The organism is Paenibacillus chitinolyticus NBRC 15660, assembly GCF_000739915.1.
Taxonomy (GTDB): domain Bacteria; phylum Bacillota; class Bacilli; order Paenibacillales; family NBRC-103111; genus Paenibacillus_F; species Paenibacillus_F chitinolyticus.
Window position 1 is genome coordinate 73,519 of record NZ_BBJT01000013.1, and the last position, 12,563, is coordinate 86,081.

The 12,563-nt window shown below is 56.7% G+C and carries 10 protein-coding genes; 4 read left to right on the forward strand and 6 right to left on the reverse strand.

What is annotated here, in order from left to right:
- Nucleotides 1-102 precede the first annotated feature (102 nt).
- The 4 genes from PCH01S_RS24545 to PCH01S_RS24560 all read left to right on the forward strand — a co-directional run bounded on the left by PCH01S_RS24545 (nucleotide 103) and on the right by PCH01S_RS24560 (nucleotide 3,925).
- Nucleotides 103-1,086 carry a M23 family metallopeptidase gene (locus PCH01S_RS24545; RefSeq protein WP_042234121.1) on the forward strand — a complete coding sequence of 328 codons (984 nt, stop codon included), beginning with the start codon at nucleotides 103-105 and terminating at the stop codon, nucleotides 1,084-1,086.
- A 1-nt stretch (nucleotide 1,087) separates the two neighbouring features.
- Nucleotides 1,088-1,528: a bactofilin family protein gene (locus PCH01S_RS24550; protein WP_042234124.1), complete on the forward strand. Its 441-nt coding sequence runs from the start codon at nucleotides 1,088-1,090 to the stop codon at nucleotides 1,526-1,528.
- Between the two features lie 84 nt (nucleotides 1,529-1,612).
- Nucleotides 1,613-2,491, forward strand: coding sequence for a DUF2935 domain-containing protein (locus PCH01S_RS24555; RefSeq protein WP_042234126.1), 879 nt, complete (start codon nucleotides 1,613-1,615; stop codon nucleotides 2,489-2,491).
- A gap of 84 nt (nucleotides 2,492-2,575) precedes the next feature.
- Nucleotides 2,576-3,925 carry a hydroxysqualene dehydroxylase gene (locus tag PCH01S_RS24560; RefSeq protein ID WP_042234218.1) on the forward strand — a complete coding sequence of 450 codons (1,350 nt, stop codon included), beginning with the start codon at nucleotides 2,576-2,578 and terminating at the stop codon, nucleotides 3,923-3,925.
- Between the two features lie 166 nt (nucleotides 3,926-4,091).
- On the opposite strand, the gene PCH01S_RS24565 is transcribed toward PCH01S_RS24560, so the two are convergent.
- The 6 genes from PCH01S_RS24565 to kdpB form a co-directional block, all read right to left on the reverse strand.
- Nucleotides 4,092-5,141, reverse strand: coding sequence for an ABC transporter substrate-binding protein (locus tag PCH01S_RS24565; protein WP_042234128.1), 1,050 nt, complete (start codon nucleotides 5,139-5,141; stop codon nucleotides 4,092-4,094).
- A gap of 36 nt (nucleotides 5,142-5,177) precedes the next feature.
- Entirely contained in the window at nucleotides 5,178-5,942 is a 765-nt protein-coding gene (locus tag PCH01S_RS24570; protein WP_042234130.1) for an ABC transporter permease, read from the reverse strand.
- Nucleotides 5,875-6,714, reverse strand: a complete 840-nt coding sequence (locus PCH01S_RS24575; protein ID WP_009674680.1) for an ABC transporter ATP-binding protein — start codon at nucleotides 6,712-6,714, stop codon at nucleotides 5,875-5,877. Before PCH01S_RS24575 ends, PCH01S_RS24570 begins: the two co-directional genes overlap by 68 nt.
- A 364-nt stretch (nucleotides 6,715-7,078) precedes the next feature.
- Entirely contained in the window at nucleotides 7,079-9,433 is a 2,355-nt protein-coding gene (locus tag PCH01S_RS24580) for a histidine kinase (protein WP_042234132.1), read from the reverse strand.
- Between the two features lie 328 nt (nucleotides 9,434-9,761).
- Complete coding sequence (gene kdpC / locus PCH01S_RS24585; RefSeq protein WP_042234134.1) at nucleotides 9,762-10,379, reverse strand: potassium-transporting ATPase subunit KdpC; 618 nt, start codon at nucleotides 10,377-10,379, stop codon at nucleotides 9,762-9,764.
- A 135-nt stretch (nucleotides 10,380-10,514) separates the two neighbouring features.
- Nucleotides 10,515-12,560 carry a potassium-transporting ATPase subunit KdpB gene (kdpB, locus tag PCH01S_RS24590; RefSeq protein ID WP_042234136.1) on the reverse strand — a complete coding sequence of 682 codons (2,046 nt, stop codon included), beginning with the start codon at nucleotides 12,558-12,560 and terminating at the stop codon, nucleotides 10,515-10,517.
- Nucleotides 12,561-12,563: the final 3 nt, after the last annotated feature.

Below are 12,563 nucleotides of genomic sequence, written 5' to 3' on the forward strand. Positions count from 1 at the left end.
CTCTTTGCCCGTTATTTGTCCGAATTTATGCGGCATGTACGCCAAAAGTCCTGAATACAATTCGATAGGGGTTCGGTTTCGCGCGAAAGGAAGGTTCATCGCATGAAGACCAAAGAGGACAAGAAAGAACTGACGCTTATGTTCATTCCCGGCGCCGACAAGCGGGTCATTCGTTTCAAGATTCCCCGCATCAGCCTGTATGCCGTTCCATCCGCCGCCGCCCTTGTCATCCTCGGCTTCTCCCTGACCATCTACGTCCAGAACACCAGCCACCGGAGCACAACGGAGCAGCTTACCGAAACGTTTACCGGTCAGGAAAAGCAGCTTACCGAACAGTTGATGCTGAAAGATTCGGAGCTTGAAAAGCTGCAGATCGAACTGATCGATTTATCCAAGCAGGCCGAGCAGTTCAAAAGCAAGCTGGAGGAAATCCGCAAGCTGGAGAATAAGATCAGTCCGGGTACTGCGGTTTCTTCCGGAAAAAGCACCGCTCCCCCGCCTTCGTCCCTTCCCGATGTCGGCGGCACGGAAATGCCGGTCGGCACCCGCGAAATGAACGAACTGGCGGCGCAAACAAAGTCCAACCTCTCCGGGATGATCGGCGACATCGACGGTCTCCTTGTCCAGCTGACGGAGAGCGAGCGGAAGCTGGAGGAAGCCCGCCGGCTGAAACGAATCACCCCCACCATCTGGCCGTCGGATTCCCGAACGGTCACCTCGGGTTTCGGGGTGAGGCAGGATCCTTTCAACGGGAGGCCCAATGTGCACACCGGCCTCGACATTGACGGCGAGCTGAACGATCCCGTCTATGCCGCTGCCGACGGCACGGTCACTGCGGCCGGTTACGATTCCCAGCACGGGAATCATATCCGCATCGACCATACGAGAGGCATAGAAACCGAATACCTCCATCTGAACAAAATGGAGGTACAGACAGGCAGCACCGTCCGCAAGGGCCAAATTATCGGACGCGTCGGAACGACCGGACGAAGCACCGGGACACATTTGCATTACGAAGTCCACAAAAACGGCACGAAAATCAACCCCTCTCCTTACCTTATTTCCGATCGAAAGGATGATAACTGACATGGTATTCGATAAAAAACGGAATACGGACAACAAAACGACCGACACGATCATCGGAGAAAGCACGGTCTGCGAAGGAAAGATTATTTCGGAAGCCAGTCTTCGTATCGAAGGACAGGTGCTGGGAGACATCGAATGTTCAGGCGATATTGTCATCGGGGAAAAGGCGGTCGTTCATTCGTCCATCCAGGCAAGGGACGTCACGATAGCGGGCAAAGTCAAAGGCGATGTGGCGACAAAAGGCAAGCTGACCGTAATGAGCACCGGAGAGCTGATCGGGAACATTCAGGTCCGGGCTTTCATTATGCAGGAAGGCGGCGTGTTCCAGGGAACGAGCACAATGACGGCTTCCGGACAGGACGACAAAGCGCCGAGTCCGATCTCAAGCGCCCCTTCGGCCAAGAACCGCAAAGAAGAGCAGTCCCTCGCCAGCGCCAACTAACAGAAGGACTGCATCTAAGGTGCACCGTCGCGCACGCACCCTGCAGCACCGATCAGGCATACCAAAGAACGGGAGGTTTTTACGGTGGTCCCAACACCCAAGCTCAGCGTATGGACGGAGCACCGTTTCTGGCTAGGCATTCTTTATGATCATGCGACCTTCGTATGGCAGGCCCTCGCACCGAGCGAGCAGCCCTTTATTCAGACGGCAAACGGATTCCGCCAAGCTTTCGCCGCCCTTATCAAGCAGGTCGAGCTGACTCCGCAGGAGCTGCCGGTATCTTCACCGGTGATGATCAAGCTGGCCCAGGATATCCTTCCGGCCGCAAGCGGCTACTACCAGTTCGAAGGACATATCCAAAGCCTGCGGATAAGCAACAAAATCGTACTGGAGCTGACTCCCTCTTACTTTAACGGAACGTTAATCGAGAACGAGGAATATCTCCGGCTGCTGTCATTCTGGACCCGGGGCGTCGAGGCGGAAGAATTGACGCTCTACGGACTGCTGGACATGTGGCTGGAGGATCAGCTCGGCCATGCCGTTCTGCTCTGGGACCATCTGGACCCCGTAGAAATCGAATTGTCGGAGCAAGCACGCCGGTATTCCAATACCTTTCAGGCTTACATGGTCAAAAATCGCGCCATGGGCGGCTATCTCCGCTTCACCCCTCCGGGTTTCCCGGCCCAGCGCCGTTTTGCGGCGGATGTGGCGGTAGCCATCATCAAGTTCTATGACTTTGTCGTGCAAGTCATCGACATGTATGTCGATGAAGAACTTCTCAGCCGCTTGACACTCCGGTTCCTGGACCATCATCTGCCGGAAAGCTGCTATTTCCTCAATAAACTGGCCGTCTATGAACCGAACCTGAAGATTCCGGGCAACTGTTTTCTCTACAAGCCGATAGCACCCAATGAAAATATCCCGTACCCGCAGCTTACGCCTCCGCAGCCCCGGGAGGATTAATCCGCACTTCCCCGGGGTAAAGGGGTATAGATGCGGGTAAGGCAGTGTCCCCCGCTTACTTACAGAAAAGAGGCGGTGGAGATCGTGAACGATTCGCAATTCGATACGCTAATTGTCGGTTCGGGCCTGGCGGGCCTTAGCTGCGCGTTTGAGCTAGCCGAACAAGGACAGCGCGTACATATTATAGAAGCGGCGCCTTTCGCCGGAGGCCGAACATCGAACTGGTCGGATGCGGGCATGGAAGTCGAATCGGGCTTTCATAAATTTATCGGATTTTATGAAGCGCTCCCGAATCTGCTGAGAAGAGCAAGGATTAAACCGAACAGCATGCTGACTTGGGAAAAAACGTTCGAAATCCGGCTCCCCGACGGGGAAACGGCCGGAGAATTCGGAATCGCTCCTTTGAAGTCCCCCATTAAAACGATTACGGGAGCTTTCACCAACAACGATATTATTTCTCCGGCCGACAAAGCTTCCCTGATGCCCTTTGTGGCCGAGGGCCTCAAACTTCTGTCGGAGAACCCGATGGAGCTGGATGCGTACAGCGTAGCCGAATTCGCCCGCAAGCACGGCGTCAAGGACGAGGCGCTGCGCCATGTGCTGGGGCCGCTTACGTCCGGCGTGCTGTTCCTCCCGCCGGAGGACTACTCCGCGCTCGTCTTCTTCGGGCTTTTTGCGCCAGGGGTGCCGAAGTTTTACAAGATGCAGATCGGCGGGTTCAACGGCGGCATGACCGACGTCATGATCACCCCTCTGCTCGCGGCGCTGGAAAAAAGGGGCTGCCGGATCAGCCTCAACACTCCGGCCGAGGGACTCAGCCTTGAAGACGACCGGGTCACGGGCGTCTCCCTGCAGGAAGGCGGAACACTGCGCGCCGCTAACGTCGTCATCGCCACGGAAATCTCGGCGGCCAAGCGGTTGCTCCAGCCGCCTTTCGGAGGAGAGGCGTGGTATCAGCCTCTCGGGGAACTGCCGACGATGCCCGACGTGACGATTCAGCTCGAGCTCAGCGAACCGCTCCTTCCGCAGGACCGCGTCACTTTCGGTCCCGGCACGTGCATCGGCAGCTTCAGCGAGCAGTCGCGCACGACGTTCCCACACGTACCCGGCCGCGTCTCCATGATCCTCTCACCCCCGGACGAATTCATCGACATGCCCGATGATCTCGTCTTCGAGCGGGTGTGCGCGGATGCGGACAAGCTCGGCCTCGACCTGCGCGCAAAGGCCAAGGATTACCGGGTGATTCGCAGACCGGATCACTTCTATTCCGTCCGGCCCGGAAGCGAGAAGTTCCGCCCCGAGCAGCGCACGCCGGTGCCCGGCCTCGCCCTTGCCGGCGACTATACGCGCCAGCCGATGTTCGCGACGATGGAAGGGGCGGTCCTCTCGGGCCGCAAGGCGGCCGAAGCCGTGCTTGGCCGGGAGCTGAGCTAAGCCGGGCTTTAGCAGTTCGGCATCGCGCTTCGCGGTTCCGCACTCCGTGATGCTGCGCTTGGCCGATCCGAGGAGCAGGCCCGGCGTCACGGAGCGGACTCCGCCTTCTAACCAAAAAGGACAGCCGAATAACCGGCTGTCCTTTTTTTCAACTCTTTTATAAAATTTATTTCTTCTCTTTCTTCACTTCGTCCAGAAGCGACAGATCCAGGAACTTGCTCAGATCCAGCTCTTCTTTCTTCACGTTCTTGATGAAGCCGGCATCGATCGAGACTTTTGCCATTTCTTCAATCGCTTCCTTGCTCACATCCGGCGTCAGATTGAGACGAGAAAGCGCCGCTTTGATCAGTTCGTTATCGAGTCCTTTACCGCTCAGTTTTTTAAGCTGATTGTTAATCAGGTCGTAGGACTTATCGGGGTTGCTTTTGATGAAGTTAATGGCATCGATATTCGCCTGGATCGCGCCTTTGGCCATATCGCGGTGGTCCTTCAGGAACTTGTCGCCCGCGACCAGGATCGTAAGCGGGTAGTTGCCGTTGTTCGGCGGGATTTTGTCCCAATCCACGAGGATCTGACCGATGCCTTCTTTCTCCATCTGCGTTCCCCACGGTTCCGGGATAAGCGTAGCGTCGACTTCTTTCTGGCGCATCGCAACCAGCGTATCCGCCGGAGCGCGGGCGATAATCTCCACGCCGGATTTATCCGTCGTCACTTTCAGTCCTTCCTGCTGGAGAAGCAGGCGCAGCGAAATTTCGTTCGTGCTGCCGCGCGTCGGGATAGCGACGGTTTTGCCTACAAGATCTTTTACGCTCGAAATTCCCGCGTCTTTACGGACAGCCAGTACGGCACCGCCGTTATTGGAACCGGAAATGACTTTGAAGTTTTTGCTTTTCAGATATTGGTTCGTGGATGGTCCGGGACCGACGAAGCCCAGGTCAATCTGATCCGTAGCCAGAGCGATCGAAAAGTCCGAGCCGTTATCGAAAGCCGTGACTTCCACTTTGACGCCCTCGCCCCAATATTTCTCGAAATATTTATTTTCGAGCGCCACATAACCGGCGGCATGCGTAACGTTTTTGAAAATACCGACGCGGACTGTTTCCGGCTTCTTGCCGTCGCCGTTTCCGCCGGAGTTTTTGGAATCCCCGCCGCCGCATGCGGTGAGCACCGTACCGACCAGCAGAATGAGTGCAAGCAGCCAAGCTGTTTTTTTCATTGTAAACTCCCCTTTATCTGTTCTTCTATTTCTTGCTTATTTGCCGCTTATGGCAAGACCATAGCGGAGCAGAATTTTATCTTCGAGCTTCTTGAAGCAGAGATGGTCGGAAATCGTGCCGAGCACCGCAATGATAATGACGATGCAAAGCATAAGCGCCGTATCCGCAATATCGCGGCCCTGCTGAAGCAACTGGCCCAAACCGACGCCTTTGGCGATGAGTTCTCCGGCTACCAGCGCCCGCCAGGCGAACGCCCAGGCTACCCGCACCCCGTTGATGAGATGAGGGAAGGCCGCCGGAACCATGATCTGCCAGAACATCCGCAGCCCGTTGCCCGTGCCCATCGTCTGGGCCGCTTTCAAATAAATCGGCGGAATGTTCATAATGCCCGTGCGGCTCGACATGGCCATCGTCCAGGTGGCTCCAAGCGCCGTGATGAAAATAACGGAGGTGTCCGTGAGTCCGAACCAGATGATCGCGAACGGCAGCCAGGCGATACTCGGAACCGTCTGCAAGGCAACGACGACAAACCCGAGCGTATCGTCCAGAAACCGGAAGCGTGCGAAAAGAAAACCGAGCAAAGTCCCTACAACGAGGGAGATGCAGAAGCCGGTCAGCAGCCGTCCGAGCGATCTCAGTGTCGCTTCCACAAGCTGTCCGTCCGTAAAACCGAGGCGGAAAGCATCCAGGGTCTGGAACAGAGACGGGAATTTCCATCCCCAGTCGAAAATTCTATATCCCGCCTCCCACGCTATCAGCAGAATCACGAGAAAAATCGTTCTTCTTAAGGCTGTACTCATCGCCCATCTCCTCCTTTACCACTTTCTCGAGTTCCTCGGCAAGCACGTCCATGATCGCACTCTCGACATGATGGATAACGGAGTCGGCATTATCGCGTGGGCGCGCGGCTTGAACGGCGAATTCCTTCTTGATCGTTCCCGGACGGGTCGACATCACGACGACGCGGTCGGACAGGATAACGGCTTCACGGATGTTGTGGGTAATAAACAAGATCGTTTTGCCGGTTTTCATCCAGATTTCTTCGAGTTCTTTATGCAAAATGAGACGAGTCTGCTCATCAAGTGCCGCGAAAGGCTCGTCCATGAGAAGAATTTCCGGGTCCATGGCAAGCGCACGTGCAATAGCGGCACGCTGTTTCATGCCTCCGGACAGCTCGTGCGGATAACGGTCCGCAAATTTGCTGAGGTGGACCGTCTTGATCTGCTCCATCGCTTTCTCGTACCGTTCCTTCTTCGGAATGCCCTTCTGTTTAAGGCCGAAGGCGACATTGTCGAGCACGGTCAGCCAAGGAAACAGCGCATGCTCCTGAAAAACGACGACGCGGTCGGAGCCCGGTCCGGTCACTTTCGTCCCGTTCACTTCAATCGTACCTTCATCATAGCCTTCCAACCCGGCCACCATGTTGAGCACCGTCGACTTGCCGCAGCCCGAAGGGCCGAGCAGAGATACGAACTCGCCTTTTCTGATGGTCAGCGAAACATCGTCAATAGCGGTAAATGATCCGCTGCTGCGCTGCTTGAAGGTTTTGCGAACATGCTTGATTTGTATCATCGCTTGATCTCTCCTTCAGGCTCGGACGAAAGCAGAAGCTTCGTATATTCCGTTCCTATTCTTATACCAACTTATTTTATCGGAATTATGTAATTTGTCAACCTTTAATTGCATAAAATTCTAATAAAAAAAGCCCCTGCGAAGGGCTTAAAGGGCTGTTGTTAAAAGGTATAGGCCGGTTCCGGCATGACGTGTGCGGCGCCCCGAAACTGGTCCGTGTCAGTTCGGCGGAATTTCGACGGAGCAGCCGTGACGACGTCAGGCATCCTGAGCGCCGGGCGCGCAAAGTTGCACGCGGCCCCGGATGCGGGCCCGGCAGATGCATTTACCTGCGTGCTTGCCGCCCCCGCCGTCGGGACTGCGCTCACCCGCGGGTCCGGAGGCCCCGCCGGGCTTTGGCGGACTCGGACTCCGCCACGACGAGCACGTCCATGCTGCGCGCCCCGCGCATGATCCGTTTCACGATGGACCCGTGAAACAGCCGCTCCCACAGCGACTCGCGCGCCTGGCCGATGATGAGCTGCGTAGCGCTCAGCTCCAAGGCCCGCGCGAGCAGCCCGTCCGCGGTGCGCCTCCGCCCCGCGGCGCCCAGCACTTCGAAGCGGCCGCCGAGCCGCTCCGTCAAGGTCTGGAGCGCGGCGATCCGCGCTTCCTCATCGCCGGCGGCCGAGCCGCAGCGGATGTAAGCGACGTGCCAGCGCGCTTTCAGCCGGTATGCGATGCGGAAGCCGCGGCGGATGATGCGCTCCGCGTGCTGGTTCAGCTTCACGCAGACGAAGATCACTTCCTCGCGCCGCCAGGGGCCGCGCAGGGAGCCGACGCGTTCCCACGCCTCCAGGCGTTCGTCCACGTCGTCGGCGATTTCGCGCAGCGCGAGTTCCCGCAGGGCAATCAGATTGACGGTTTTGAAAAAGTGGCCGAGCGCCTGGTCCACTTTGTCCATCCCGTAAATCTTGCCCTCCTTCATGCGCTGCCGCAGCGTTTGCGGCGTGACGTCGATGAGCTCGACCTCATCGGCCAGCCGCAGGATGCTGTCCGGGACCGTTTCCCGGACCCGCACGCCCGTCAGCTGCTCGACGGCATCGTTCAAGCTCTCGAGGTGCTGGACGTTCACGGTTGAGATGACCGAAATGCCCGCATTGAGGATCTCCAGTATATCTTCGTATCTCTTCTTATTGACACTCTGCGGCACATTCGTGTGAGCCAGCTCATCCACAAGAACCAGATCCGGCATCCGGCGGATCACCGCCTCGGTATCCATTTCCTGCAGTTCGGTTCCCCGGTAAGTCCTGATTTTCCGTGGAATCTGCTCCAGATCGCCGACCTGATCCGCCGTTTCTTTACGGCCATGCAGCTCGAGAAGTCCGATGACCACATCAATATTTTTACGCAGCAGATCGTTGCCTTCCCGCAGCATGCTGTAGGTTTTGCCCACGCCCGGCGCGGCCCCGATATAAACCTTGAAGCGTCCGCGCCGCGCTTTACGGATTTGACGTTCCATCTCCTGGGGGCTGGGGCGGCGGTAAAGCTCGACCGGCTGCCGGGCATCGCTCTTTCGTTTGACGGGAAGAATCCGCTCTCCGTCCCTCTCCGCCCGGTCGGCAACCACGAACAGATCAATCCCTTGCAGACGGCTCACCGCATCGTTAAGCACCGAGCCCTGCCAAAACTCCTGCCAGCGGCTGTGCTTGGAGTGGCCCAGCACGATCCGGGTCACTTTGCGGTCGATCCCGTAACGGATGAGCGCCTGGGCAAGCTTCCGCCTCCCCGGGAAAGGAAGCTCATCGAAAGTGCCCCCCACTTTCTCGGACAGCTTGATGATCGAACGGCGGAACGTAGCCGCATCCTTGGATAGAGCTTTCCCCGGGACGGTAAAAGAAACGACGAACAAATCGCCGCTCAGCCGGTCCGCTATCTGCTGCCCCCGCCGGACATAGATCGACCCGTTCCAATGGTACTGGGTGGAGACCAAAATCCGCTCGTCGGCCCCCGAAGGTCCGGTCATCCCCATTTCTCCCCGGTGCTTCTCCAGAGATTCGTTGACTCCTTCCGCCACGAGCCGAAGGGCCAGCTCACGCAGCACGCCGATGTTCCCCCGTTCCAGCACCTTGCGCTCGTGCCATTGGCAGCCCTTCATCCCGCCTTCCTCAAGCCGGTTGAGGATCGTTTCGGGCGTGGCGTCGATAAGCCTCACTTCATCGGCCAGCTCCAGGGTATCCGTCGGCACCGTATGTTCCGCTACGATACCCGTCATTTTGCGGGCTAGCTCACGCACTCCTTCCAATTCATACACGTTCACGGTTGCCAGCACGCTGATCCCTTTGTTCAGCAGAAATTTGATATCCTCCAGCCTCGTCGGGTAAAGAGCTCCCGGCCGGTTGCGATGAGCAAGTCCATCGGTCAGCACGACTTCCGGATTGCGGGCAACAAGGTCATCGAGCGGCAAATCCTGCTGCCTCAGCCCGTCCTTCCTCCATTCGATGCTTTCAACCCGTTCCAGCCCGCCGGCCTGTTCCATCGTCTCGGGACGCCCCTCCATGGAAATCGCGCACAGCACGACATCGATTCCCTGTTCCCGGAGTGTCTGCCCTTCCCGCAGCATGTGATACGTTTTCCCCGAACCGCTGACGGCCCCGATATAGATTTTCAGCCGGCCCCGGTGAATGTCCGAAATCGACAGCAAAATTTCTTCGGGCGTTTTTCTCCGGAAATTATCCATCCCCCGCCTCCCTTCCCGTTTCTTCTCCCTTATACCTCACATTATTCTCCCACGAAATTCCCGTTGTTTTGTAAGCATCATGCGATCTTTTAGCGAGACAGAAACTTGATCCGAATCCTCTGCCCCAAAGGAGGTATATATAATAGTAGAAACACAATTTTGCCTACGAGTAAAATCCGCTTTTCCGCACTCCGAAAACTTGTAAAACGCATGCCCTCCTTACCGGAACGAGCATGCGTTTATAAGTGGCTGCCGGCCTCTGGAATTCTGCCGGGTCAGGCGTTTTTATCGTTACCGTATAAATGGCTCCCGATCTGGCGGTTACCGGTTATTTCCCGGCTAATTTCTTCACATCGAGGTTTAATTCCAGCACATTCACACGAGGTTCGCCGAATATGCCCAGGTCACGGCCGTCCGTGTTCTTTTTAACCAATTCCTGAAGCTGGGCGGTCGATATTCCCGTCACTTTGGCAATACGGGGAATCTGGACTTGAGCCGATTCCGGCGTAATATGAGGATCGAGGCCCGAAGCGGAGTTTGTGAGCAAGGAAATCGGCACCTGATTGACGGGCACGTCCGGATTTTCCTTTTTCCATGTATCCATGGATTCCTGCGTGCGTTTTACCAGTTCAGGGTTGGAAGGCGCATAGTTGTTGGAGCCCGAAGCTTCCGCTTTATACTCGATGGAGGAAACGCGGCCGTGGAAATACTTCGGATCCGCAAACAATTGCCCGATCAGCTCCGAGCCGACGATTTCCCCCTGTTCGTTCTTAATGACGCTGCCGTTGGCCTGTTTGGGGAAAATGACCTGCGCCAGCCCTGTCGATACGAGCGGGTATATGATTCCGCACAGGACGATTAACAATATGCTGATACGGACAGCGACAGACAAGACGGACCCGTTCCACTCGCCGTTTTCTTTAGGTACCGAAGCGCCTGGATTCATCCTTTTTCAATCCTCTCTCTTATACCGGGAGAAGCCTCGAAAGGCATTCCCGGCATGTTGGTGTTCTTTGTTACAGGGTACTTTCATTCCATTTACTTGCGCGTTTATGTGCTTCCGTTTTCACGGAACAGGCTCCTAGATCCAGACATGGACGACAAGGTCAATGATCTTGATTCCGATAAAAGGAACGACGACCCCGCCCAGTCCGTAAACAAAAAGGTTGCGGCTGAGCAGCTTTGTCGAGCTCATCGGACGGTATTTGACACCCTTCATCGCAAGTGGAATGAGCAGCGGAATGATAACCGCGTTGAAGATAAGAGCGGACAGCACCGCCGACAGGGGCGACCCCAGCTTCATGATATTGAGGGCTTCCATCTGCGGGATCGCCAGCATGAACATCGCCGGTATGATCGCGAAATATTTGGCGATATCGTTGGCGATCGAGAAGGTGGTGAGCGCCCCGCGTGTCATCAGCAGCTGCTTGCCGATGCCGACCACTTCGATGATCTTGGACGGATCGGAGTCCAGATCGACCATGTTGGCCGCTTCCTTGGCGGCGATGGTGCCGCTGTTCATCGCGAGACCCACGTCAGCCTGGGCCAGAGCCGGGGCATCGTTCGTGCCGTCGCCGGTCATCGCGACCAGCTTGCCCTCCGCCTGCTCTTTGCGGATCACGGCGATCTTATCCTCCGGCTTGCTTTCGGCGATAAAGCCGTCCACACCGGCTTCTTTGGCGATGGTAGCGGCCGTAAGCGGGTTATCGCCGGTACACATGATCGTTTTGATCCCCATTTGACGCAAGGTATCGAACCGTTCCTTCATGCCGGGCTTCACGGTATCTTTCAAGTAAATCAGGCCGTATATTTTTCCGTCCACGGCTACGGCAAGCGGAGTCCCGCCTTCCGTCGCGATCGCGTCTCCGTTGGCCTTAAGATCGGCGGGAACCGTTCCGCCCTGCTCCTGTACCCAACGGACGACGGCGTCCACGGCGCCTTTGCGTACTTTTCTGCCGTCTTTCAGATCGATGCCGCTCATCCGGGTTTCCGCTTTGAAGTCGATGAACTCTCCGCCTTCCGCGAGAGAAGCCTCGTAAACCAGGTTCTGTTTCTTCATCAGCTCCAGCACGGAGCGTCCTTCCGGCGTTTCGTCTTTGACCGAGCTGACGGCCGCCCAGGTAGCCGCTTCACCCGTGGAGGCGCCGCCTACCGGGATAAATTCGCTGGCCATCCGGTTTCCGAACGTGATGGTTCCCGTTTTGTCCAGAATGATCGTATTTATGTCTCCGGCCGCTTCGACCGCTTTCCCCGACATCGCCAGGACGTTGAACTGGGTGACCCGGTCCATCCCCGCGATCCCGATCGCGGACAGCAGAGCGCCGATCGTCGTCGGAATGAGGCAGACGAGCAGGGCGATCAGTACGGCCGTATCCAGCTCGACATTCACGAACCCCGCGATGGGCTTCAGCGTAACGACCACGATCAGAAAAATAAGCGTCAGCGTGATCAGCAGCGTGTTCAGCGCGATTTCGTTCGGCGTCTTCTGGCGGGACGCTCCCTCGACGAGGGAAATCATCCGGTCGATGAAAGATTCGCCGGGATCGCTCGTAATCCGTACCCGGATCGCGTCGCTCACGACTCGCGTCCCGCCCGTAACGGAGCTGAAATCGCCGCCCGCTTCTTTAATGACCGGCGCGGATTCCCCCGTGATCGCCGATTCATCGACGGAAGCCAGCCCTTCTATCACTTCCCCGTCGCCGGGGATCATCTCTCCTTGGGCGACGGTAACGATATCGCCCTTGCGGAGTTCCGTGGACGGAACGACTTTAATGCCGCTGCCGACCACTTTGTTGGCCTGAATTTCCTGCTTGGACTTTTTAAGCGAATCCGCCTGGGCTTTCCCCCTGCCTTCCGCCAGTGCCTCGGCAAAGTTGGCGAACAGCACCGTGAAAAGCAAGATCAGAAACACGGTCAGGTTAAAACCGATCCGGTCCTGCGTTCCGAAGTAGCCCGGCAGTACCGTCATCAGAAGGACAATAAAGGTTCCGATTTCTACCACGAACATAACGGGATTTTTCATCATCGTAACCGGATTTAATTTAAGAAAGCTTTGCACGATCGCCTGTTTGACGATATCCCCGCTCAGCATCGATTTACGTTTCGTTTGAGAAGCAGTTGAGCTCATCCG